Origin of the sequence: Citrobacter sp. 506 (assembly GCF_050434985.1) — a bacterium.
Taxonomy (GTDB): Bacteria; Pseudomonadota; Gammaproteobacteria; order Enterobacterales; family Enterobacteriaceae; genus Citrobacter; species Citrobacter braakii.
Genome location: NZ_JBNDJN010000003.1, coordinates 164,718 through 189,036, shown reverse-complemented (window position 1 = coordinate 189,036; position 24,319 = coordinate 164,718). Strand labels below are relative to the sequence as shown.

Genomic DNA, 24,319 nt, shown 5'->3' with positions numbered 1-24,319 from the left:
AAGCGAGGGAAGCCTTGTGGATACTGGATTTCAGGCACAAAAAAAGACGTCCGTTGACGTCTATTGATGTTCCGATGGTGCCGAAGGCCGGACTCGAACCGGCACGTATTTCTACGGTTGATTTTGAATCAACTGCGTCTACCGATTTCGCCACTCCGGCACGGAAGGGATGCGGAAAACGTTGTGGATTATACCTGTCATGCGCCACCATGCAAGCACCAGCGTGTGCCTGACTCGCTAAGTGTTGAAAATTTCAGCATTCCCTTTCTCACCTGCAACCATCGTCACAGTTTGCCCCCTTATTAATCCCCCTTCTGCGAAGCGTCCCGTTTCCCCATGCTCTACACTTCCAGTTCAACACCACACTGAGGGAAACACGATGTCGATGATAAAAAGCTACGCCGCAAAAGCGGCGGGCAGCGAACTCGAACTCTATGAATATGATGCGGGCGAGCTTAAGCCGGAAGATGTCGAAGTCCAGGTCGATTACTGCGGTATCTGCCATTCCGATTTGTCGATGATCGACAACGAATGGGGGTTCTCTCAGTATCCGCTGGTGGCCGGGCATGAGGTGATTGGTCGCGTGGCAGCGCTTGGTAGCGCGGCGCAAGATAAAGGTCTGAAGGTTGGTCAGCGAGTCGGCATTGGCTGGACGGCGCGCAGCTGCGGGCATTGCGACGCCTGTATCAGCGGCAATCAGATTAACTGTCTGGAAGGTTCCGTTCCCACTATTCTCAATCGCGGTGGCTTTGCCGAGAAGCTGCGGGCCGACTGGCAGTGGGTGATCCCGCTGCCGGAAAGCATCGATCTGGCGGCGGCGGGTCCCTTGCTGTGCGGTGGTATCACGGTGTTCAAACCGCTGCTGATGCACCATATCACCGCCACCAGCCACGTTGGGGTGATCGGCATCGGCGGCCTGGGGCATATCGCCATTAAGCTGTTACACGCGATGGGGTGCGAAGTGACCGCGTTCAGCTCCAATCCGGCGAAAGAGCAGGAAGTGCTGGCGATGGGAGCGGATAAGGTGGTTAACAGCCGCGATCCGGATGCACTAAAAGCGCTGGCGGGCCAGTTCGATCTCATTATTAACACGGTTAACGTCGATCTCGACTGGCAGCCTTATTTTGAAGCACTGGCCTACGGCGGTAACTTCCATACCGTCGGCGCGGTGCTGAAGCCGCTGCCGGTGCCAGCGTTCACCTTAATTTCCGGCGATCGCAGCATCTCCGGTTCGGCAACCGGTACGCCGTTCGAACTGCGCAAGCTGATGAAGTTTGCCGGACGCAGCAAGGTGTCGCCCACCACCGAACTGTACCCGATGTCGCAAATTAACGACGCTATCCAGCACGTGCGTGACGGCAAAGCCCGCTACCGCGTGGTGCTGAAAGCCGACTTCTGATGCAAGGCTCAGTCCCGCAAGGGGCTGGGCTTATTGCCCGTTACGAAACGCGAGCACCGCCTGGCGGCACTGTTCCGTCACATGCTCAATGTCATGGTTCACGTCGATGCGGGCAATATCACGTTCGTCCTCCTGCGGGCACTCCAGCGCATCGAACTGGCTTTTTAGTAATCCCACCGGCATAAAATGCCCTGCCCGACGCTGCATGCGCGCCAGAATGGTCTCGTAATCGCCGTCCAGCCACAAAAAATGCACATTCGGACTGCCCTGCCGCAATATATCGCGATACTGTTTTTTTAATGACGAGCAGACAATAAACCCGGTCTCATTCTTTTTATATAAACTGTATGAAGCGTCATTTAATCGCGCTAACCACGGTAATCGGTCTTCATCGGTTAATGGAATACCTTCAGACATTTTATCAATATTTTTGGCCGGATGGAGATCGTCACCATCAATGAATTTGGCCGATAATACTGCAGCAATTTTGCTGCCAATTAAAGATTTACCGCTACCCGAAACGCCCATCAAAATATAACTTTCCCCGGCCATTGAAAAAACTCCAGATTCATATTCCATGGCGCGATACTACGCCTTCCACATTGCAGAATTCACCTTTTTTTGGCGTGGCTGAGCAGATTTACAAGGCGCATCACGTTATGCGTAACATTGTAGTGTAACAATTTTCCAGCGTGATCTTTATCACAAATAATAACAATCAAAACCGTTTAAATGCTGCCGAGGTTACTACCTGACCAGTGAGGCATTTATGCAAGTCAAAACCCAATCCTGCGTTGTCGCGGGTAAGAAAACTGTTGCCATTACCGACCAAAATATTGAATGGAATAATAAAGGAACGCTGGTACAAATTACCCGCGGCGGAATTTGTGGTTCCGACTTACATTATTATCAGGAAGGAAAAGTCGGTAATTTTACCGTTAAAGCACCGATGATTTTAGGCCATGAAGTTATTGGTAAAGTGGTGCACAGCGACTCAAAAGAATTACATGAAGGTCAGTCGGTGGCTATTAATCCGTCGAAGCCCTGTGGCCACTGTAAATACTGTCTGCAGCACGAAGAAAACCAGTGCACGGAAATGCGCTTTTTTGGCAGCGCCATGTATTTTCCCCACGTTGACGGCGGCTTTACCCGATTTAAAACCGTCGATACCGCGCAGTGCATCCCCTACCCCCAGCACGCCGATGAAAAAGTCATGGCCTTTGCCGAACCGCTGGCAGTCGCGATCCACGCCGCGCATGAAGCAGGAGACCTGCAGGGCAAGCGCGTGTTTATCTCCGGCGTGGGGCCTATCGGCTGCCTGATCGTCAGCGCGGTGAAAACGCTCGGCGCAGCAGAAATTGTCTGTGCTGATATCAGCCCGCGCTCGCTGTCGCTGGCCCAGCAGATGGGTGCTGACACGCTGATTAACCCGCAGCAGGACTCGCTCGATGAGTGGAAAAAAGAAAAAGGCTACTTCGACGTCAGCTTCGAAGTCTCTGGTCATCCGTCCTCAATCACCACCTGCCTGGAGGTCACCCGCGCGAAAGGCGTGATGGTGCAGGTCGGCATGGGCGGCGCGGTGCCGGACTTCCCGATGATGATGCTGATCGGCAAAGAGATCGCGCTCAAAGGCTCGTTCCGCTTTACCACCGAGTTCAACACTGCGGTGTCGTGGCTGGCGAATAACGTTATCGATCCGCTGCCATTACTCAGCGCCGAATATCCGTTTACCGAGCTTGAACAGGCGCTGATCTTTGCCGGAGATAAAACCCAGGCAGCGAAAGTCCAGCTCGTTTTTGCTGAAACAAAATAAGGAAGAACATAATGAACGATCTTTTTTCGCTGGATGGCAAAAATATTCTGATCACCGGTTCGGCCCAGGGTATTGGTTATTTACTGGCGACCGGGCTGGGTAAATATGGCGCGCAGATTATCGTCAATGATATTACGCCGGAGCGCGCGGAGGCTGCCGTCGCCAAACTGCAACAGGAAGGGATCCGCGCCGTTGCCGCGCCCTTCAATGTTACGCAGAAACAGGACATTGATGCCGCCATCGACCATATCGAAAAAGACATTGGCCCAATCGATGTGCTGGTGAATAACGCCGGTATTCAGCGCCGCCATCCGTTTACCGAGTTCCCGGAGCAGGACTGGAACGATGTGATTGCCGTTAACCAGACGGCGGTGTTCCTGGTCTCGCAGGCAGTAACGCGTCGGATGGTGGAACGTCAGGCCGGGAAAGTCATCAACATCTGCTCCATGCAAAGCGAACTGGGCCGCGACACCATTACGCCGTATGCCGCCTCGAAAGGCGCGGTGAAAATGCTCACCCGCGGTATGTGCGTTGAGCTGGCGCGCCACAATATCCAGGTCAACGGTATCGCACCGGGCTACTTCAAAACCGAGATGACCAAAGCGCTGGTCGAGGATGAAGCCTTCACCGCCTGGCTGTGCAAACGTACGCCAGCCGCGCGCTGGGGCGATCCGCAGGAGCTGATTGGCGCGGCGGTCTTCCTCTCTTCCAAAGCATCCGATTTTGTTAACGGGCACCTGTTGTTTGTCGATGGCGGCATGCTGGTCGCCGTCTGATACAACACAACGCAACATCACGCAGCGCCCAGGCGCTGCATTTTTGGCCACCCCTAAATAATTCGAGTTGCAGGACGGCGGCAAGTGAATGAACCCGATGAGCTTACTTGAGTAAGTGATTCGGGTGAGTGAGCGTAGCCAACACACCTGCAACTTGCAGTATGACGGGGATATAAGAGAAACGATTATGCCATTAATAATAATTGCGGCAGGCGTCGCGCTGCTCCTGGTCCTGATGATTGGTTTTAAAGTTAACGGCTTTATTGCTCTGGTCCTGGTGGCGGCGGTCGTCGGTTTTGCCGAAGGGATGGATGCCCAGGCCGTTTTGCATTCAATACAAAATGGGATCGGTGGGACGCTCGGCGGTCTGGCGATGATCCTTGGCTTCGGTGCAATGCTCGGTAAGCTGATTTCCGATACCGGCGCGGCTCAGCGCATCGCCACCACGCTGATTGGCACGTTTGGTAAAAAACGCGTGCAGTGGGCGCTGGTGATCACCGGTCTGGTGGTGGGTCTGGCGATGTTTTTCGAAGTCGGCTTTGTTCTGCTGCTGCCGCTGGTGTTTACGGTGGTGGCCTCTTCCGGCCTGCCGCTGCTGTATGTTGGCGTCCCGATGGTAGCTGCGCTGTCCGTGACCCACTGTTTTCTGCCGCCGCATCCGGGGCCGACCGCGATTGCCACCATTTTCGAGGCTAATCTCGGCACCACCCTGCTGTACGGCTTTATTATTACTATCCCGACGGTGATTGTTGCCGGGCCGCTGTTTTCTAAGCTGCTGACCCGCTTTGAGAAAGCGCCGCCGGAAGGGTTATTCAACCCGCATCTGTTCACCGAAGAAGAGATGCCGTCGTTCTGGAACAGTATCTTTGCCGCGGTAATCCCGGTCATACTGATGGCGGTCGCCGCAGTGTGCGAAATCACGCTGCCGAAAACCAACAGCGTACGGGTGTTCTTTGAATTTATCGGTAACCCTGCGGTCGCGTTGTTTATCGCTATCGTGCTCGCCATTTTTACCCTTGGCCGACGTAACGGACGTACGATCGAGCAAATTATGGATATCATTGGCGACTCTATCGGTGCGATTGCGATGATTGTGTTTATCATCGCCGGGGGCGGCGCGTTTAAGCAGGTTCTGGTCGACAGCGGCGTGGGGCAATATATCTCGCACCTGATGACCGGCACGTCGCTTTCTCCGTTGCTGATGTGCTGGACGGTCGCCGCCTTGCTGCGTATTGCGCTCGGTTCAGCCACCGTGGCGGCGATCACCACCGCAGGCGTGGTACTGCCGATTATTAACGTCACTCACGCCGACCCGGCGCTGATGGTACTGGCTACCGGCGCGGGCAGCGTGATTGCCTCCCACGTTAACGATCCGGGATTTTGGCTGTTTAAAGGCTATTTTAATCTCAGCGTCGGGGAAACGTTGCGTACCTGGACGGTAATGGAGACGCTGATTTCCATTATGGGGCTGCTGGGGGTTCTGGCGCTGAACGCCATTCTGCATTAAGACGGTCATCACCGGGGAGCACAGATCCGCGCTCCCCGGCACTGGAGAGAAAATGAGGAACCACAGAATTTCTTTGCAAGACATCGCCACGCTGGCGGGCGTGACCAAAATGACGGTGAGCCGCTACATTCGCTCGCCAAAAAAGGTCGCAAAGGAAACCGGTGAACGCATCGCGCAGATTATGGAGGAGATTAATTACATCCCCAACCGCGCGCCCGCGATGCTGCTGAATGCGCAAAGCTATACGCTTGGCGTGCTGATCCCCTCGTTTCAAAACCAGCTGTTCGCAGACATTCTGGCCGGCATTGAGTCGGTCACCTCGGACCATAACTATCAGACGCTGATCGCCAACTACAATTACGACCGGGAATCCGAGGAAGAGTCGGTAATCAATCTGCTGTCATACAATATCGACGGCATTATCCTGTCCGAGAAATATCACACCCTGCGCACGGTGAAGTTTCTGCGTTCAGCCAACATTCCGGTGGTGGAGCTGATGGATATTCAGGGCGATCGTCTGGACATGGAAGTAGGCTTCGATAACCGTCAGGCGGCGTTTGATATGGTCAGCACCATGCTGGATAAACGCCAGCGGCACAAAATCCTCTATCTCGGTTCGAAAGACGACGTCCGCGATGAACAGCGCTATCGCGGCTATTGCGATGCCATGACGCGCCGGGGTCTGGCGCCGCTGCGCGTCAATCCGCGTTCTATTTCGTCCATCCATCTCGGCACCCAGATGATGCGGGACGCGCTCGCCGCGCATCCGGATTTAGACGGCGTTTTTTGCACCAACGACGATATTGCGATGGGCGCGCTGCTGCTGTGCCGCGAGCGCGATCTGGCCGTTCCGGAACAGATCTCGATTGCCGGTTTCCACGGGCTGGAAATGGGCAGGCAGATGATCCCAAGCCTCGCCAGCGTGATCACCCCGCGTTTTGACATTGGCCGCATGGCAGCGCAGATGTTGCTGAGCAAAATCAAGAACAACGACCATAACCACAACACCGTGGATTTGGGGTACCAGATTTATCACGGCAATACGCTTTAAGTCATTTTCTCCGGCCATCGCATACTCTCTTTGATGGACATTGCCTATACTCCAGGCAAGATAAATGGAGGAAATCTCAATGAGCACACCCCTGCTAATTGCCCGCACGCCGGACACCGAACTGTTTTTACTGCCAGGCATGGCCAACCGTCACGGACTGATTACCGGCGCGACCGGGACCGGTAAAACCGTCACGCTACAGAAGCTGGCCGAATCGCTGTCTGAAATTGGCGTACCGGTATTTATGGCCGATGTGAAAGGCGACTTAACCGGCGTGGCCGAGGAAGGGCAGGCCTCTGAAAAGCTGCTCGCCCGCCTGAAAAATATCGGCATTACCGACTGGCAACCGCATGCTAATCCGGTCACGGTGTGGGATATCTTCGGCGAAAAAGGTCACCCCGTGCGGGCCACAGTATCTGACCTCGGCCCGTTGCTGCTGGCCCGTTTGTTGAACCTCAACGACGTGCAGTCCGGCGTGCTGGATATTATCTTCCGCATTGCCGATGACCAGGGCCTGCTGCTGCTCGATTTCAAAGACCTGCGAGCCATTACCCAGTACATCGGCGATAACGCCAAATCCTTCCAGAATCAATATGGCAATATCAGCAGCGCCTCGGTCGGGGCAATTCAGCGTGGACTGCTGTCGCTGGAGCAACAGGGGGCGGCGCACTTCTTTGGCGAACCGATGCTGGACATCAAAGACTGGATGCGAACTGACGCCAGCGGCAAAGGGATGATCAACATCCTCAGCGCAGAGAAGCTCTACCAGATGCCCAAACTGTACGCCGCCAGCCTGCTGTGGATGCTCTCCGAACTGTACGAACAGCTGCCGGAAGCAGGCGATCTGGAGAAGCCAAAACTGGTGTTCTTCTTCGATGAAGCTCACCTGCTGTTCAACGACGCTCCGCAGGTGCTGCTGGATAAAATCGAACAGGTGATCCGCCTGATCCGCTCGAAAGGGGTCGGCGTGTGGTTCGTCTCGCAAAACCCGTCAGATATTCCAGACAACGTGCTCGGTCAGTTGGGGAACCGCGTGCAGCACGCCCTGCGCGCGTTCACACCGAAGGATCAGAAAGCGGTGAAAACCGCGGCACAAACCATGCGCGCCAACCCGGCATTTGATACCGAAAAAGCCATTCAGGAACTGGGAACCGGCGAGGCGCTGGTGTCGTTTCTGGACGCCAAAGGCAGCCCGTCGGTGGTTGAACGGGCGATGGTGATTGCGCCGTGCTCGCGGATGGGACCGGTGACGGATGACGAGCGTAACGGGCTGATTAATCACTCCTCGCTGTACGGTAAATATGAAGAACAGGTCGACCGCGAGTCCGCCTATGAGCGTTTACAGCAAGGCGTGCAGGCCAGCACCGAGCAGCAAAATACACCTCCCGCCAACGGTAAAGCGATCGATGTGGACGGCGGTATTCTCGGTGGATTGAAGGATATTCTGTTTGGCAGCACCGGACCGCGCGGCGGCAAGCGCGATGGCGTGGTACAGAGCGTGGCGAAAAGCGCAGCGCGGCAGGTCACCAATCAGATAATCCGCGGCATGTTGGGGAGTTTGATGGGCGGGAGAAAACGCTAGCAGGAAGGCGCCCCTCCCGCACAGCGGGAGGGGCGAATATCAGGACTTACGCAGCATCAGCCACAGGCTTATCAGGAAGAAGCTGGCGCTTGGCAGCAACGCGCCGATAATCGGCGGAATGCCGTACACCAGCGTCAGCGGGCCAAAGATTTGGTCCAGCACATAGAACACAAAGCCGAAGCTAATCCCTGTCACCACACGCACGCCCATCGGGACGCTACGCAGCGGACCAAAGATAAACGACAGCGCCATCAGCATCATTACCGCCACAGACAGCGGCTGGAAGACTTTGCTCCACATGTTGAGCTGGTAGCGTCCGGCGTCCTGGCCGCTCGACTTCAGGTACTTCACGTAGTTATGCAGACCACTAATCGAGAGCGCATCAGGATCCAACGCCACGACGCCGAGCTTGTCGGGTGTAAGGTTGGTTTTCCAGGTGCCGCTCACCGTCTGCGAGCCGGTGATTTGCTTCGGATCGGTCAGGTTGGATTCATCCACCTGCGACAAACGCCAGACCTTCTGCTCCGGGTCAAACGTCGCGCTTGCGGCATAGCGGACGGACTGCAAACGGCGCTTGTCGTTAAAGGAGTAGATGCTAATTCCGCCTAACTCGGCGTCACCTTTCACCCGCTCGATGTAGACAAAGCTGTCGCCATCTTTCGCCCACAAACCTTGCTGGGTAGAGAGCAGCGAGCCGCCGTACATCTGCTGCGCACGGTAGTTACGCGCCATTTGTTCGCCCTGCGGCGCCACCCATTCGCCTATGGCCATCGTCAGCAGCACCAGCGGAATTGCGGTTTTCATCACCGACAACGCCACCTGCATACGGGTAAAGCCAGAAGCCTGCATGACCACCAGTTCACTGCGCTGCGCCAGCATGCCCAGCCCGAGCAAAGCACCCAGCAGCGCCGCCATCGGGAAGAAGATCTGGATATCTTTCGGCGCGCTGAGCAGGGTATACAGCCCGGCGCCCATCGCATCGTAGCTCCCCTGCCCGGCTTTTTTCAGCTGGTCGACAAACTTGATGATCCCGGAGAGCGACACCAGCATGAACAACGTCATCATGATGGTGGTGAAAATGGTTTTACCGATATAGCGGTCAAGTACACCAAAAGGCTGCATTATACCGCTCCTTTACGCATAAAACGGGCACGTAAGCGGCGCATCGGCACCGTATCCCAGAGGTTAAGCACAATCGCCAGCGCCAGATACGCCAGGTTAACCGTCCACATCCAGAACACCGGATCCAGCTTGCCTTTGCCGCCATTCGACTTCAGCGATGTCTGAACCAGGAAGAACAGCAAATAAAGCAGCATTGCTGGCAGCATGGACAGTACGCGACCCTGACGCGGGTTAACCACGCTCAGCGGTACAACCATCAGCGCCATCATAAATACGGTGAATACTAACGTGATACGCCAGGTCAGCTCCGCACGGGCGCGATCGGTGTCGGTCGTCCATAGCGTACGCATGGTCATCTGGTCGGTATCGTTTGGATCCAGCGCCACGGCCTGATGACCGATAATCGCCTGATAATTCTGGAAGTCGGTAATGCGGAAATCGCGCAGCAGCGCGGTCCCTTCAAAACGCGTACCCTGGTTCAGCGTCACGACCTGAGAGCCATCGCGCAATTGGGTAAGATGACCGGAGTCCGCTACCACCACCGAAGGACGGGCGTTACCTTTCGGGCGGATTTGCGCGAGGAACACATCGTTGAAGTTACTGCCGTCAACGCTTTCGATAAACAGCACCGAGCCGCCGTTAGTCGCCTGCTGGAATTGCCCCTGAGCAAGCGCCGCCATACCGGGGTTCGCTTTCGCCTCCGCCAGGACTTCGTCCTGATGTCTGGAGGACCACGGTCCGGCCCACATCACGTTGACCGCCGCAATAATACTGGTAAACAGCGCCAGCACCATCGCCGCTTTTACTAAGACAGCCTTGCTCAGCCCGCAGGCGTGCATGACCGTAATTTCACTTTCGGTATACAGTTTGCCCAGCGTCATCAGCAGCCCGAGGAACAGGCTTAATGGCAAGATAAGTTGCGCCATTTCTGGCACGCCCAGCCCCAGCAGCGAGAGCACCAGATTCGCCGGGATATCACCGTCAACCGCCGCACCAAGGATCCTGACTAACTTTTGACAAAAGAAGATCAAAAGCAGGATGAATAGGATCGCAAGTTGGCTTTTGAGCGTTTCCCGAACCAGATATCTTATGATTATCACTTTAAATACGCCCGTAAAAACCCGTCTTTTGCCGGAATTTAGCTTGTTTCATGGCTTAAACGTCATTTATTCTCTTGAGTCGTCGAAATCGTCGCTAAGATCATTATACTCAACGGATCCACCTCTCAGAAATTGTTCTGACGTGCCAATGCCGTAATAACGTTAAGATTAACACGAAGTCACCGCAACAGCGGGTATGAGTTACGAAAGCTTGCAATTCTATCCGTAGCCACCGCCGTTGTCTTTAAGATTCAGGAGCGTAGTGCATGGAGTTCAGTGTAAAAAGCGGTAGCCCGGAGAAACAGCGGAGTGCGTGCATCGTCGTGGGTGTCTTTGAACCACGCCGTCTCTCTCCGATTGCAGAGCAGCTCGACAAGATCAGCGACGGGTACATCAGCGCACTGCTGCGTCGTGGCGAACTGGAAGGCAAACCAGGTCAAACCCTGTTGCTGCACCATGTTCCTAACGTTCTGTCTGAGCGAATTCTCCTCATTGGTTGTGGCAAAGAGCGCGAGCTTGATGAGCGCCAGTACAAGCAGGTCATTCAGAAAACCATCAATACGCTGAATGATACTGGCTCAATGGAAGCCGTCTGCTTCCTGACTGAGCTGCACGTCAAAGGGCGCAATAACTACTGGAAAGTGCGTCAGGCCGTTGAGACGGCACAGGAAACGCTGTACAGCTTTGATCAACTGAAGACCAACAAAAGCGAGCCGCGTCGTCCGCTGCGTAAAATGGTCTTCAACGTACCGACCCGCCGGGAACTGACCAGCGGTGAGCGTGCGATCCAGCACGGTCTGGCGATCGCCGCCGGCATTAAAGCAGCAAAAGATCTCGGCAACATGCCGCCGAACATCTGTAACGCCGCCTACCTCGCCTCTCAGGCGCGCCAGCTGGCAGACAGCTACAGCAAAAATGTTGTAACCCGCGTGATCGGCGAGCAGCAGATGAAAGAGCTGGGCATGCACTCTTATCTGGCCGTCGGTCACGGCTCGCAGAATGAGTCGCTGATGTCGGTCATCGAGTACAAAGGCAATCCGTCCGAAGACGCACGTCCGATCGTGCTGGTCGGTAAAGGGTTAACCTTTGACTCTGGCGGTATCTCCATCAAACCAGCCGAAGGCATGGATGAGATGAAATACGACATGTGCGGCGCGGCAGCGGTATATGGCGTGATGCGCATGGTGGCCGAGCTTCAACTGCCAATCAACGTCGTCGGCGTGCTGGCAGGCTGCGAAAACATGCCGGGTGGCCGTGCGTATCGTCCAGGCGACGTGCTGACCACCATGTCTGGTCAGACCGTTGAAGTACTCAATACCGATGCCGAAGGCCGTCTGGTCCTGTGCGACGTATTAACCTACGTCGAGCGCTTTGAGCCAGAAGCGGTGATTGACGTCGCAACCCTGACCGGCGCGTGCGTGATTGCGCTGGGCCATCACATCACCGGCCTGATGTCGAACCACAACCCGCTGGCGCATGAGCTGATCGGTGCGTCCGAACAGGCTGGCGACCGCGCGTGGCGTTTACCGCTGGGTGATGAATACCAGGAGCAGCTAGAGTCCAACTTTGCGGATATGGCGAACATCGGCGGACGTCCTGGCGGCGCCATTACCGCGGGCTGCTTCCTGTCACGCTTTACCCGTAAGTACAACTGGGCGCACCTCGATATCGCCGGTACCGCATGGCGCTCAGGGAAAGCCAAAGGCGCAACCGGTCGTCCGGTGGCGCTGCTGTCGCAGTTCCTGCTCAATCGCGCCGGTTTTAACGGCGAAGAGTAAGGCGGTAAGCACAAGCAATAAGACCCGTAGGCCGGATAAGCGCAACGCCATCCGGCCTACGGTTGTGCATCATGGCAACGCATTTAAATTCACCAGAAGAAGCCCCATATATGAGAAACGCAACTTTCTATCTTCTGGACAATGACACGCAACACGATGGCTTAAGCGCCGTCGAGCAGTTGGTGTGTGAAATTGCCGCAGAACGTTGGCGTGCTGGCAAGCGCGTGCTGATCGCCTGCGAAAACGAAAAGCAGGCTCTTCGACTGGATGAAGCCCTGTGGGCAAGACCGGCAGAAAGCTTTGTTCCGCATAATCTGGCAGGTGAAGGCCCCAGAGGCGGCGCACCGGTAGAAATTGCCTGGCCGGAGAAACGCAACAGCAGCCCGCGCGACCTGCTTATCAGTTTGCGCGTTGGCTTTGCAGATTTTGCCACCGCTTTCACAGAAGTGATAGACTTCGTCCCTTACGAAGATTCTTTGAAACAATCGGCACGCGATCGCTACAAAGCTTACCGCGTGGCTGGTTTTAACCTGAATACGGCAACCTGGAAATAATGGAAAAGACATACAACCCACAAGATATCGAACAGCCGCTTTACGAGCACTGGGAAAAGCAGGGCTATTTCAAACCTAACGGCGATGAAAGCAAAGAGTCCTTCTGCATCATGATCCCGCCGCCGAACGTCACCGGCAGTTTGCATATGGGTCATGCTTTCCAGCAAACCATCATGGATACCATGATCCGCTACCAGCGCATGCAGGGTAAAAACACCCTGTGGCAGGCCGGTACCGATCACGCGGGTATCGCAACCCAGATGGTGGTTGAGCGTAAGATTGCCGCTGAAGAAGGTAAAACCCGCCACGACTACGGTCGCGAAGCGTTTATCGACAAAATCTGGCAGTGGAAAGCGGAATCCGGCGGCACCATCACCCGCCAGATGCGCCGTCTCGGCAACTCCGTTGACTGGGAGCGCGAGCGCTTCACTATGGACGAAGGTCTTTCCAATGCCGTGAAAGAAGTCTTCGTTCGCCTGTACAAAGAAGACCTGATTTACCGTGGCAAGCGCCTGGTGAACTGGGACCCGAAACTGCGCACCGCGATTTCCGACCTGGAAGTGGAAAACCGCGAGTCGAAAGGCTCAATGTGGCACATCCGCTATCCGCTGGCTGACGGCGCGAAAACCGCTGATGGTAAAGATTACCTGGTCGTCGCCACCACCCGTCCGGAAACCGTACTGGGCGATACCGGCGTGGCCGTCAACCCGGAAGATCCGCGTTATAAAGATCTGATTGGCAAATTTGTTGTTCTGCCGCTGGTTAACCGCCGCATTCCCATCGTCGGCGATGAACACGCTGATATGGAAAAAGGCACCGGCTGCGTGAAGATCACCCCGGCGCACGACTTTAACGACTACGAAGTCGGAAAACGTCACGGCCTGCCGATGATCAATATTCTGACCTTTGACGGCGACATCCGTGAAACCGCGGAAGTGTACGACACCAAAGGCGAAGAGTCCGACGTTTATTCCAATGAAATCCCGGCTGAGTTCCAGAAGCTGGAGCGCTTTGCCGCGCGTAAAGCGGTGGTTGCCGCCGTTGATGCGCTGGGCCTGCTGGAAGAAATTAAACCGCACGACCTGACCGTACCTTACGGCGACCGTGGCGGCGTGGTTATTGAACCAATGCTGACCGACCAGTGGTACGTCCGTGCCGACGTGCTGGCGAAACCGGCGGTTGAAGCGGTTGAGAACGGCGACATTCAGTTCGTACCGAAGCAGTACGAAAACATGTACTTCTCCTGGATGCGCGATATTCAGGACTGGTGTATTTCCCGTCAGCTGTGGTGGGGTCACCGTATCCCGGCATGGTATGACAACGACGGCAACGTCTACGTTGGCCGTACCGAAGACGAAGTGCGTCAGGAAAACAACCTCGGTGCCGACATTCAGCTTCGCCAGGACGAAGACGTTCTCGATACCTGGTTCTCCTCCGCACTGTGGACCTTCTCTACCTTGGGCTGGCCGGAAAACACCGACGCGCTGCGTCAGTTCCACCCAACCAGCGTGATGGTTTCCGGTTTCGACATCATCTTCTTCTGGATTGCCCGCATGATCATGATGACCATGCACTTCATCAAAGATGAAAACGGCAAGCCGCAGGTGCCGTTTAAGACCGTCTACATGACCGGTCTGATCCGCGACGACGAAGGCCAGAAGATGTCCAAATCCAAGGGCAACGTCATTGACCCGCTGGATATGGTCGACGGTATCTCCCTGGCAGAACTGCTGGAGAAACGTACCGGCAACATGATGCAGCCGCAGCTGGCCGAGAAGATTGCCAAGCGTACCGAGAAGCAGTTCCCGGACGGCATCGAGCCGCACGGCACCGACGCACTGCGCTTCACTCTGGCGGCGCTGGCCTCTACCGGTCGCGACATCAACTGGGATATGAAGCGTCTGGAAGGTTATCGTAACTTCTGTAACAAGCTGTGGAACGCCAGCCGCTTCGTGCTGATGAACACCGAAGACCAGGATTGCGGCTTCAACGGCGGCGAAATGACCCTGTCGCTGGCGGATCGCTGGATCCTTGCTGAATTCAACCAGACCATCAAAGCGTACCGCGAAGCGCTGGATAACTTCCGCTTCGACATCGCCGCGGGCATTCTGTACGAATTCACCTGGAACCAGTTCTGCGACTGGTATCTGGAGCTGACCAAGCCGGTCATGAACGGCGGTTCCGAGTCTGAACTGCGCGGTACCCGCAATACGCTGGTCACCGTTCTGGAAGGTCTGCTGCGCCTGGCGCATCCGATCATCCCGTTCATCACCGAGACCATCTGGCAGCGCGTGAAGGTGATTTCCGGTATTACCGCCGACACCATCATGCTGCAACCGTTCCCGGAATATAACGCCGCACAGGTTGATGAAGCCGCACTGGCTGATACCGAATGGCTGAAGCAGGCGATCGTTGCCGTACGTAACATCCGTGCGGAAATGAACATCGCCCCAGGTAAACCGCTCGAACTGTTGCTGCGCGGTTGCAGCGCTGATGCGATGCGCCGTGTGAACGATAACCGCAGCTTCCTGCTGAACCTGGCGCGTCTGGAAAGCATCACCGTACTGCCAGCCGATGACAAAGGTCCAGTCTCCGTGACCAAAATCATCGACGGCGCCGAGCTGCTGATCCCGATGGCTGGCCTCATCAATAAAGAAGATGAGCTGGCGCGTCTGGCGAAAGAAGTGGCGAAAATCGAAGGTGAGATTGCCCGTATCGAAGGCAAACTTTCTAACGAAGGTTTCGTTGCTCGCGCACCGGAAGCAGTTATCGCCAAAGAGCGTGAGAAGCTGGATGGTTATGCGGAAGCGAAAGCGAAGCTGATAGAACAGCAGGCGGTCATCGCCGCGCTGTAATAGCTGTTGACGTTATACACGTATTAAAGGCCGGAGCATGCTCCGGCCTTGTTGTATCAGATGAACGGGAAGTAAGTCATCACACCACGTGATACCCACATCGCCGGACCTGTTTCCAACGCCTCTGTATGGTCAGTCAGTTCCAGCGCATCCAAATCCCCTTGTACATGGGAGTTACTGGCCAGCCAACTGACCAGCCACATTTTCATCCACGGATAAGCTAGCCCAAACGTGATGCCTGAAATAAACAACACCAGTACAAAACGCCAGATCAGGCCATGTGCAGTGACGGAAGAATGAAAGCGGATTTTGCCCTCGGCCAGAGCCAGGTTATTCATGAACAGATTACGTAGCGTGGTGTATAAATAGCTTCCAACCACAATAATTCCGGCGAAATAGAGAAAATAGCTCGCCATTATTCTGCTCTGATTCTCCAGGATAAATTCGTCGTCGGCCACGCCTAACACAGCCAACATCACCATTTGCAGAAAAATAGGGGCAATTAGCCAGAGAATCACAACAACAAATGGCAGCAGTACCAGCACGGCTTTAATACACCCCACTATGCTTGCTTTCATATTGACGTTAATAGTAAAGCGGTGAATACCAAAATTACCGCCATTACCCACTAACTGCATCCATTTTGCATAGGTAATACCGTAGGTGATACCCATGCCCACAATTCCCACCAACGCGATAAATGCTATTCTGATAAACATTCCAGTACTGCCCTCAACCCAGTCGGTGGCAAGGATCAGAAGATAAATCACTCCCCAGTTCACCACAGCAAGCACCACTGGCACAACCAGTAAAAAAAGCCACGCCTGTAATTGTGAGCAGTCAAAACCAAAACGCACACCGTTAAGCGACGTCATCATCGCCTGATACTGCAGGCTTTTTATGGTCATTAATGGAAGGACAGCTACCAGTAAACCAATCAAAGTAAAACCAACGAGAGGGCTGCCGTTAGCAATAGAACTCATGCTGGCACCATAAACCACCATAATCGACAAGAAGCTTACGAATATCGCGCCACCTGTCGCCTTATAGGTAAAGGGTTGGCCATTGAGAGTCATATTCTCGTAAATATAACGCCGACATTTCACTATCGCCCACGGCGTATAAATACCCAGAGTAATACAACACAGCAAAAAATTGACAAGGCATATAATAAAGTACTGCCATCCCTTACCGATAAAAATAAATGTGTGCCGTTGATTTCCCCGACCACCAACAAAATCATTCATGAACAATATCCCTAATATAAATTCCATTAAGATAAAAAATAAAAACCAGTGTTTATTTACTGGTTCGTTTACAATACTATTTTTAATTAGCCAATGTATTTTAATTTTTTCTGATTCAGGAACGTCTTGCACCCGACAGAAGAGAGTGGTATTAAATAAATATATAAGTGTATTTTTAGAATTGAGCCATATTATGAATGTTGTGCTACCCTCCACGCTTACGCTGCGCCGAATCACCGCAGCAGATAATGCCGCTATCGCTGCGGTGATCCGCAAAGTTTCCGCTGAATACGGGCTTACTGCCGATAAAGGCTATACCGTTGCCGACCCTAATCTGGATGAACTATTCCAGGTTTACAGCCAGCCGGGCGCGGCCTACTGGGTGGTTGAGCAAAACGGTGAAGTCGTGGGCGGCGGCGGCGTTGCGCCGTTAGGATGTAGCGAACCGGACATTTGCGAACTGCAAAAGATGTACTTCCTGTCGAGCGCACGCGGTCAGGGGCTGGCGAAAAAGCTGGCGCTGATGGCCCTCGAACATGCCCGTGAACAGGGTTTCAAACAGTGCTATCTGGAGACCACGGCGTTTCTGACCGAGGCAATCCGCCTGTATGAACATTTAGGGTTTGAGCATATCAGCGAAGCGCTGGGCTGCACCGGGCACGTAGATTGCGAAGTGCGGATGTTAAAACCCCTCTGACTTCAGCCGGAGGGGCAATGGTTGTGTTACTGCATTTCGGCGGAGAGCATCAGCCGAATGACGCCAGCCGCGCGAGCGGTTGGCAGCGTCAGCACCTGTGACCATAAATCCTGCACCATTTCACAAGCGACTTTCTCTTTGCCCACACCTTTACTCGGATCAGCCATAATCTGGATATCCGGTCCAAAGCGCTGTACCAATCCCGGGCCGATGGATTGCAGATCCTGAAGCGCCAGCTGTTTCTCTTGCGCCGTAACCGTATGTTTGTTCGGGCCATAAGCCGCGTGCATCATACTCATGTCGCTAGCCATACGACGATTCATCAGCTCCCGCGGAATAATACGCACCGGGTTAATCCCGCCTTTCACCGCCGGGAACAGAAAGCGAAAACACTCGTCATCGCCCACTTTTGCCACCGCCGCAATCTGCTCTAGGTTAATTTTCATATACTCAATCACGTTGGCATCGGGTGCCTGCTGCAAACGCGCCATCTGTACCTGCAGGATTTGCGGCTGAATAGCGTCGATAATCTGTTGTTCGCTTTTCCCAGCTTCTTTCAGTTGCGTTGCCTGGTTGAGGATGTTCTGCCATAACGCGGGTTCCTGCTCTTTAAGTACCTGATAAACAGGCATTGCCAGCATCGCATTTTCAAATTTCTGCGCGTCCGACAGCCCATAATCAGGGCTTTCGCGCGGGATCAGGTAGTGCACATCAAACAGATTCCACGCGACAATCGCCACCACAAAAACCACCGCGCCGGAGATCTTGCCCAGCCAGCCTTTTTTGCGAAACATGCCAACGACGATAGCAATCACCGCCCCGATATAACCCGCCAACAATACGTGTGCCCAGTTCATTAACCATCCTTATGCAAAACAGTCTCTGTTGCGGGGATATATTTCCCCTTCGTGTGTTTTGATTATTACGGCAGCAGCGAGCGATTTCCAGCCACCAGATTTTGCTAATGGAAACAGGAAAGGTAAAACCGCGCGACGATTAGCGCCGCGCGTCAGAGAAGAGAGTCAGGCTGGCACGCCGCTGTGGAAGCGGAATTCATCGTCGGGAGAAGTAATCAATGCGGCTTCTACTTCGCCAAAGAACCGCACCCGACTACTGATATCGTCGGCAGAAACCTGCTGTGCCAGCGCCAGATAGTCTTGATAGTGCCGCGCCTCGGATCGCAGCAGCGAAAGATAAAATGCCTGTAAATCGTCATCCAAATACGGCGCCAGCGCGGCGAACCGTTCACAAGAACGCGCCTCAATGTAAGCCCCGCAAATCAGTTTATCGATTAGCGTTAATGGCTCGTGGGTTCGCACCTCTTTGAGCATGCCTTTGGCATAACGGCTGGCGGTAATTTTGACATAGGGAATGTTGCGGCTCATCATCGCTTCACGCACCTGCCAGAAGTGGTGCAGCTCTTCTTTGATCAGCAAAACCATACTGTCGATCAGCATACGCCCCCACGGGTCGTCAGTTTGCGGCATTACGCTTTTGCTAATCTGTTTATTCAGCGCGATAAAATCCGGTTCATCCCCTTCTCTGAAAGCATACGCTTCATAGGGTTTCAGCCAGTCCAGTAGCGCCTGCGATCCCTGTTTATCTGCAACATACTTACGCACCAGCAGCATGGCCGTTTGCGCCGCTTTCAGCTCGCAGACGAGATGATCCGTCAGTAACAGAGGGAGATTCGCCGGGGCTCGCGCTTTATCAAGCCAGGCCTGGGGCGTTTTACAGTGCAGGAAGTTGTGGATCGGGGAGAGTATTTGCAGGTAATCCATACGTTATCCTTGGCCTACGGCAGCAGACGCTACCGTAGGTCAGCAGATGACTTAGTGACGCACGCCGTCATCATCTTCGTCGACGAGGTCTTCATCGTCGCCGTCTTCACCTTCTTCGCCGTTCGGGTCTTCAAAATAGGTGCCCCAACCGTCGTATTCCACATCAAATTTTTCAGCCAGGTTCATCAGTTGCTCAACCTGAGCGTCGATCAACTCGGCATTCAGAGCACATTCGCTCAGGATGTCACAGCAAATAACCGTGTCGCCCTCTTCCACTTCCAGCTCTTCCGGCTCGGTCACTTCATAACCCAGCTTGAAGGCTTCTACTGCCGCTTTTTCCAGGGTCTCAAAGTCGTCCGCGGAAAGGTGATGCTCGATGGTGTACAGCGCGTCTGGATCGCTGCCATCTTCGAGTAACTCTTCAATAATCAAGCGCGTTTCTTCACGCTGTTCTTCCAGTAGTTCCGGGTTTGCCATGGCTCATTCCTCATAATGTCCTGCCGATACTCTTATTGTCACATACCGCTGTCATTGCCTCCACCTTTCCAGGAAAGATTTGTTAAACAAGGTTGCAAATGAATAAACATCCATATAAATTGAATTTTAATTCAATAAATGGCCTAAGCCATGTGAGGGAACTATGTCTGCGTTTTATCAGAAACATTTTTTGAAACTGCTTGATTTCACCTCTGCTGAACTCACGTCACTGCTCCAGCTCGCCGCGCAGCTCAAGACGGATAAGAAAAACGGTACCGAGGTCGCTAAACTCACCGGTAAAAACATCGCGCTCATCTTCGAAAAAGACTCAACCCGCACCCGTTGCTCTTTCGAAGTTGCCGCATACGATCAGGGCGCACGCGTGACGTATCTCGGGCCGAGCGGCAGCCAGATTGGTCATAAAGAGTCGATCAAAGACACCGCCCGCGTACTCGGTCGTATGTACGACGGTATTCAGTATCGGGGCCACGGTCAGGAAATTGTCGAGACGCTGGCGGAATATGCCGGAGTTCCGGTTTGGAACGGATTAACCAACGAATTTCACCCCACCCAGTTGCTGGCGGATTTACTCACGATGCAGGAACACCTGCCGGGTAAAGCGTTTAATGAGATGGTGCTGGTCTACACCGGCGATGCCCGCAACAATATGGGCAATTCCATGCTGGAAGCCGCTGCGTTAACCGGACTGGATCTGCGCCTGGTCGCGCCGCAGGCCTGCTGGCCGGAGGAAAGCCTCGTTGCGGAGTGCAAAGCGCTGGCACAGAAAAACGGCGGCAATATAACGCTAACCGAAGATGTCGCCACGGGCGTGAAAGGCGCGGACTTCATCTATACCGACGTATGGGTATCGATGGGCGAAGCGAAAGAGAAATGGGCCGAACGTATTGCGCAGTTGCGTAAGTACCAGGTTAATAGCGCGATGATGGCGTTGACCGGCAATCCGCAGGTGAAATTCCTGCACTGCCTGCCCGCGTTCCATGACGATCAAACCACGCTTGGCAAACAAATGGCGCAGGAATATGGTCTGCACGGCGGCATGGAAGTGACCGACGAGGTGTTTGAGTCACCCGCCAGTATCGTATTTGATCAGGCGGAAAACCGGATGCACACCATCAAAGCGGTGATGGTCGCGACGCTTTCCAAATAATAGCGTTGCGCGATTGAATTGCCGGATGGCGATGCTGACGCACCCTATCCGGCCTACCATCATGCTTCCGTAGGCCGGATAAGTCGCACCCGGCAAACCGGTTTATGCTACCCGCATTTTCACCACGGCTTTGCGTACCAGCGCCGGAGCGCCGACCGCGCACAGCGGTTTATGCACTTCGCCCGGATAAAAGACGACGAAGTCACCTTCGTTCAGCACCACCGTTTTCTCCTGTTCGCCTTCCGACAGGAAGGCGATATCTTTATCCGCCAACCAGTCAGTTTCCGGTGCGCCCGCAGGCTGCGTGCTGAAAGTCATGCCTTCCTGACCTTTGAGCAGGATCTGAATATCCAGATAGCGAGCGTGATATTCGGCGCGGCGCTGCGCAAACGGCTCCGTCATATCTTCAGCAATCAGATAGAACAGACGTTCGCCGTCGATGTCGTGCTTACCCTTTTCCGTCGCATCCGTCACGTGCGCTTTAATGTGCTCAATCGCCTGACGCAGCTCTTCCGGCAGCCAGGCATCCAGGTTGTGAATATTGCCGACAATCATTTCAAACCCCTTAATTAAAACATCGTTTCATTTTGGTTGTTATACGAAAAAACGGTCTGCCATACCACTGCTATTTGCCGATATTTTGCGTCAACGCATGTTTATCGCTGATGATGTTAAATAATTGCTAATAGCCAGCAACAGGTTATGCATAAACTCTGCATAACTTTCGTCTCATACTTTTCAACTCAGTCACTAACTCACTGTTATAAAAAGCTTTGTTAGAAAAACCAGCAATCGATCACAGTTTACGTCTCCTTCGTTATCTTTCTTCATCGTCATATTTATTTTGAAATAAACCTTACAGCACAAATAATAAAATAATAGATTCGCATAAAAATTCATTAAATATATAAAAACATATAAAAATCAACGCACTATTTAATTTATTAAATATTTAGATATGTACATAAAATTAACACAGCTAAATAACAAGACATATTCCTGCGTAGTAATTCAATTATTCATGTTTTTATTTTTTAAATTCTCAGAGCCATCTCATAAATTAAACAACAAATGCCAAACATCGACCTGACTGTGAAATGAATCACGTTTCTATATCAGATAAGATCTAAATATAGATTCTGAAATCAGCTGAAAAACCATGACTGCAATAAACATTATTTGCAGGCACCTCCTCTTTATTTTTTAAAATCGTATTAAAGGAATAATGATGGAAAAGCATTATGTCGGGTCTGAAATCGGTCAATTACGTAGCGTAATGCTACATCGCCCTAACCTCAGCCTAAAAAGGCTGACGCCGTCAAATTGCCAGGAACTGCTTTTTGATGATGTTCTTTCGGTAGAACGTGCAGGAGAAGAGCATGACATTTTCGCCAACACGTTACGTCAACAGGGAATTGAGGTTCTGTTACTCACTGATTTATTGACACAAACTCTGGATATCCCCGATGCCAAAAGCTGGCTACTGGATACACAAATTTCTGATTATCGCCTTGGCCCCGCTTTCGCCACCGATATTCGCGCCTGGCTTGCAGATATGCAGCACCGGGAGCTCGCCCGACATTTAAGCGGTGGGCTGACATACGGAGAAATTCCTGCCTCAATCAAAAATATGGTGGTCGATACTCACGATATTAATGACTTTATTATGAAGCCATTACCAAACCACTTATTTACCCGCGACACCTCATGCTGGATATATAACGGCGTATCCATTAATCCGATGGCAAAAACTGCACGTCAACGAGAAACTAATAACTTGCGGGCGATTTACCGTTGGCATCCACAATTTGCCGATGGTGAGTTTATTAAATATTTCGGCGATGAAAATATTAATTACGACCACGCCACATTAGAAGGTGGAGATGTGCTGGTCATTGGTCGCGGCGCAGTTCTAATCGGTATGTCGGAACGTACCACGCCGCAGGGCATTGAGTTCCTTGCCCAGTCGCTATTTAAGCATCGCCAGGCAGAACGCGTCATCGCAGTCGAACTGCCGAAACATCGCTCCTGTATGCACCTCGATACCGTCATGACCCACATCGATATCAATACCTTCTCCGTCTACCCGGAAGTGGTGCGCCCGGATGTCCAGTGCTGGACCCTGACACCAGACGGGCGTGGCGGCCTGAAACGCACCCAGGAAAGTACGCTGGTACATGCCCTCGAAAAAGCACTTGGCCTCGACCAGATCAATCTGATCACCACCGGTGGCGACGCCTTCGAAGCTGAACGCGAACAGTGGAATGACGCGAACAATGTTCTGACGCTGCGCCCCGGGGTTGTGGTGGGCTACGAACGCAACATCTGGACCAACGAAAAATACGACAAAGCAGGCATCACTGTTTTACCCATTCCTGGCGACGAACTGGGACGTGGGCGCGGCGGTGCGCGCTGCATGAGTTGCCCGCTGGAACGCGACGGTATTTAAGGAGACGTTATGGAAAACAAACCTACCCTGGTTGTGGCGCTGGGCGGCAATGCGCTACTCAAACGCGGCGAACCGCTGGAAGCCGACATCCAACGCAAGAATATTGAGCTGGCGGCAAGAACTCTCGCTCAACTCACGCAGCAGTGGCGCGTAATTCTGGTACACGGCAATGGCCCGCAGGTTGGACTTTTGGCGTTACAAAACAGTGCGTATGCCAACGTCACCCCCTATCCGCTCGATATTCTCGGCGCAGAAAGTCAGGGAATGATTGGCTATATGCTGCAACAGGCCCTGAAAAACCAGCTCCCACAGCGTGAAATTAGTGTCCTGCTGACTCAGGTTGAAGTCGATGCCCACGATCCGGCCTTCAGCAATCCCACCAAATATATCGGGCCGATTTATGACGAACCCCAGGCCCACGCGTTACAGGCGGAAAAAGGCTGGGTTTTCAAAGCCGATGGTAAAGCATTCCGCCGTGTTGTGCCCTCTCCACAACCCAAACGAATCGTGGAAAGTGACGCCATTCGCACACTGATCGCCCGCGATCATCTGGTTATCTGCAACGGCGGTGGCGGCGTACCGGTAGTGGAAAAAGCCGATGGCTACCACGGTATTGAAGCGGTGATCGACAAAGATCTCTCCGCCGCCCTGCTCGCCAAACAAATCCACGCCGATGCGCTGCTGATCCTGACCGATGCCGATGCGGTGTATCTCGACTGGGGCAAACCTACCCAGCGCCCGCTGGCCAAGGTTACGCCGGAACGGCTCGGCGAAATGCAATTCGACGCCGGTTCAATGGGCCCCAAAGTCACCGCTTGCGCGGAATTTGTCTCTCACTGTCACGGGATTGCTGGCATCGGCTCGTTGGCTGACGGTTCGGCCATTCTCGCCGGTGACAAAGGCACGCTAATTCGGCGCGAAGCCACTGATGTTAACGCTTAAGGCTTTTTTTGCTGGGTAAAG

23 protein-coding genes and 1 tRNA gene are annotated in these 24,319 nt (G+C 53.5%); 14 read left to right on the top strand and 10 right to left on the bottom strand.

What is annotated here, in order from left to right:
• Window positions 1-75: 75 nt before the first annotated feature.
• A tRNA-Leu gene (locus ABIE10_RS13865) sits at window positions 76-160 on the bottom strand.
• Window positions 161-379: 219 nt separating this feature from the next.
• Between ABIE10_RS13865 and ahr the strand changes: the two genes are divergently transcribed.
• The gene (gene ahr, locus ABIE10_RS13860) at window positions 380-1,399 is read left to right on the top strand and encodes an NADPH-dependent aldehyde reductase Ahr (RefSeq protein ID WP_429156065.1); all 1,020 of its coding nucleotides are present in this window, start codon (window positions 380-382) and stop codon (window positions 1,397-1,399) included.
• 30 nt (window positions 1,400-1,429) lie between these two features.
• On the opposite strand, the gene idnK is transcribed toward ahr, so the two are convergent.
• Window positions 1,430-1,951 carry a gluconokinase gene (gene idnK, locus ABIE10_RS13855; RefSeq protein WP_047358547.1) on the bottom strand — a complete coding sequence of 174 codons (522 nt, stop codon included), beginning with the start codon at window positions 1,949-1,951 and terminating at the stop codon, window positions 1,430-1,432.
• 217 nt (window positions 1,952-2,168) lie between these two features.
• On the opposite strand from idnK, the gene idnD reads away from it, so the two are divergent.
• From idnD to ABIE10_RS13830, 5 genes are all read left to right on the top strand, one after another.
• Window positions 2,169-3,212, top strand: a complete 1,044-nt coding sequence (gene idnD / locus ABIE10_RS13850; RefSeq protein ID WP_016155582.1) for an L-idonate 5-dehydrogenase — start codon at window positions 2,169-2,171, stop codon at window positions 3,210-3,212.
• Window positions 3,213-3,223: 11 nt separating this feature from the next.
• Window positions 3,224-3,988 (top strand): gluconate 5-dehydrogenase, encoded by a 765-nt coding sequence (gene idnO, locus ABIE10_RS13845; protein ID WP_016151510.1) that lies wholly within the window; start codon window positions 3,224-3,226, stop codon window positions 3,986-3,988.
• Between the two features lie 187 nt (window positions 3,989-4,175).
• Entirely contained in the window at window positions 4,176-5,495 is a 1,320-nt protein-coding gene (gene idnT, locus ABIE10_RS13840) for a gnt-II system L-idonate transporter (protein ID WP_016155581.1), read from the top strand.
• A 52-nt stretch (window positions 5,496-5,547) separates the two neighbouring features.
• Window positions 5,548-6,546, top strand: a complete 999-nt coding sequence (gene idnR, locus ABIE10_RS13835) for a DNA-binding transcriptional regulator IdnR (RefSeq protein WP_049283012.1) — start codon at window positions 5,548-5,550, stop codon at window positions 6,544-6,546.
• 79 nt (window positions 6,547-6,625) lie between these two features.
• Window positions 6,626-8,128: a helicase HerA-like C-terminal domain-containing protein gene (locus tag ABIE10_RS13830; protein ID WP_029139751.1), complete on the top strand. Its 1,503-nt coding sequence runs from the start codon at window positions 6,626-6,628 to the stop codon at window positions 8,126-8,128.
• A 39-nt stretch (window positions 8,129-8,167) separates the two neighbouring features.
• Here the strand turns inward: ABIE10_RS13830 and lptG are convergent, their stop codons facing one another.
• The 3 genes from lptG to ABIE10_RS13815 all read right to left on the bottom strand — a co-directional run bounded on the left by lptG (window position 8,168) and on the right by ABIE10_RS13815 (window position 10,463).
• Window positions 8,168-9,250, bottom strand: coding sequence for an LPS export ABC transporter permease LptG (gene lptG / locus ABIE10_RS13825; protein WP_008786067.1), 1,083 nt, complete (start codon window positions 9,248-9,250; stop codon window positions 8,168-8,170).
• On the bottom strand, window positions 9,250-10,350 hold the full coding sequence (lptF, locus tag ABIE10_RS13820) for an LPS export ABC transporter permease LptF (protein WP_016151506.1): 1,101 nt from the start codon (window positions 10,348-10,350) through the stop codon (window positions 9,250-9,252). The genes lptG and lptF overlap by 1 nt, the downstream gene beginning before the upstream one ends.
• A gap of 62 nt (window positions 10,351-10,412) precedes the next feature.
• Complete coding sequence (locus ABIE10_RS13815; protein WP_212723231.1) at window positions 10,413-10,463, bottom strand: hypothetical protein; 51 nt, start codon at window positions 10,461-10,463, stop codon at window positions 10,413-10,415.
• Window positions 10,464-10,616: 153 nt separating this feature from the next.
• Between ABIE10_RS13815 and pepA the strand changes: the two genes are divergently transcribed.
• The 3 genes from pepA to ABIE10_RS13800 all read left to right on the top strand — a co-directional run bounded on the left by pepA (window position 10,617) and on the right by ABIE10_RS13800 (window position 15,537).
• Window positions 10,617-12,128, top strand: a complete 1,512-nt coding sequence (pepA, locus tag ABIE10_RS13810; RefSeq protein WP_003025870.1) for a leucyl aminopeptidase — start codon at window positions 10,617-10,619, stop codon at window positions 12,126-12,128.
• Window positions 12,129-12,238: 110 nt separating this feature from the next.
• A complete protein-coding gene (gene holC / locus ABIE10_RS13805; protein WP_016151505.1) occupies window positions 12,239-12,682 on the top strand; it encodes a DNA polymerase III subunit chi in 444 nt (147 codons plus the stop codon).
• Complete coding sequence (locus tag ABIE10_RS13800) at window positions 12,682-15,537, top strand: valine--tRNA ligase (RefSeq protein WP_075849118.1); 2,856 nt, start codon at window positions 12,682-12,684, stop codon at window positions 15,535-15,537. The genes holC and ABIE10_RS13800 overlap by 1 nt, the downstream gene beginning before the upstream one ends.
• A 56-nt stretch (window positions 15,538-15,593) precedes the next feature.
• On the opposite strand, the gene ABIE10_RS13795 is transcribed toward ABIE10_RS13800, so the two are convergent.
• Complete coding sequence (locus ABIE10_RS13795; RefSeq protein WP_429156059.1) at window positions 15,594-16,784, bottom strand: YjgN family protein; 1,191 nt, start codon at window positions 16,782-16,784, stop codon at window positions 15,594-15,596.
• 193 nt (window positions 16,785-16,977) lie between these two features.
• Here ABIE10_RS13795 and ABIE10_RS13790 point away from each other — a divergent pair, with 193 nt between their 5' ends.
• A complete protein-coding gene (locus ABIE10_RS13790) occupies window positions 16,978-17,481 on the top strand; it encodes a GNAT family N-acetyltransferase (RefSeq protein ID WP_016155577.1) in 504 nt (167 codons plus the stop codon).
• A 26-nt stretch (window positions 17,482-17,507) separates the two neighbouring features.
• Here the strand turns inward: ABIE10_RS13790 and ABIE10_RS13785 are convergent, their stop codons facing one another.
• The 3 genes from ABIE10_RS13785 to rraB form a co-directional block, all read right to left on the bottom strand.
• Window positions 17,508-18,338, bottom strand: coding sequence for a hypothetical protein (locus ABIE10_RS13785; RefSeq protein ID WP_047358550.1), 831 nt, complete (start codon window positions 18,336-18,338; stop codon window positions 17,508-17,510).
• A 165-nt stretch (window positions 18,339-18,503) separates the two neighbouring features.
• The gene (gene miaE, locus ABIE10_RS13780) at window positions 18,504-19,262 is read right to left on the bottom strand and encodes a tRNA isopentenyl-2-thiomethyl-A-37 hydroxylase MiaE (RefSeq protein WP_047499895.1); all 759 of its coding nucleotides are present in this window, start codon (window positions 19,260-19,262) and stop codon (window positions 18,504-18,506) included.
• Window positions 19,263-19,313: 51 nt separating this feature from the next.
• Entirely contained in the window at window positions 19,314-19,739 is a 426-nt protein-coding gene (rraB, locus tag ABIE10_RS13775; protein ID WP_016151501.1) for a ribonuclease E inhibitor RraB, read from the bottom strand.
• A gap of 98 nt (window positions 19,740-19,837) precedes the next feature.
• Between rraB and argL the strand changes: the two genes are divergently transcribed.
• Window positions 19,838-19,933, top strand: a complete 96-nt coding sequence (gene argL / locus ABIE10_RS13770) for a putative translational regulatory protein ArgL (protein WP_370916541.1) — start codon at window positions 19,838-19,840, stop codon at window positions 19,931-19,933.
• Window positions 19,903-20,907: an ornithine carbamoyltransferase gene (gene argF / locus ABIE10_RS13765; RefSeq protein WP_287108927.1), complete on the top strand. Its 1,005-nt coding sequence runs from the start codon at window positions 19,903-19,905 to the stop codon at window positions 20,905-20,907. Before argL ends, argF begins: the two co-directional genes overlap by 31 nt.
• A 102-nt stretch (window positions 20,908-21,009) precedes the next feature.
• Here the strand turns inward: argF and ABIE10_RS13760 are convergent, their stop codons facing one another.
• On the bottom strand, window positions 21,010-21,462 hold the full coding sequence (locus tag ABIE10_RS13760) for a YhcH/YjgK/YiaL family protein (RefSeq protein WP_181221158.1): 453 nt from the start codon (window positions 21,460-21,462) through the stop codon (window positions 21,010-21,012).
• A gap of 673 nt (window positions 21,463-22,135) precedes the next feature.
• Here ABIE10_RS13760 and arcA point away from each other — a divergent pair.
• Both arcA and arcC read left to right on the top strand, forming a co-directional pair.
• On the top strand, window positions 22,136-23,356 hold the full coding sequence (arcA, locus tag ABIE10_RS13755; protein WP_429156247.1) for an arginine deiminase: 1,221 nt from the start codon (window positions 22,136-22,138) through the stop codon (window positions 23,354-23,356).
• 9 nt (window positions 23,357-23,365) lie between these two features.
• Window positions 23,366-24,298 (top strand): carbamate kinase, encoded by a 933-nt coding sequence (gene arcC / locus ABIE10_RS13750; RefSeq protein WP_153689786.1) that lies wholly within the window; start codon window positions 23,366-23,368, stop codon window positions 24,296-24,298.
• Window positions 24,299-24,319 lie beyond the last annotated feature (21 nt).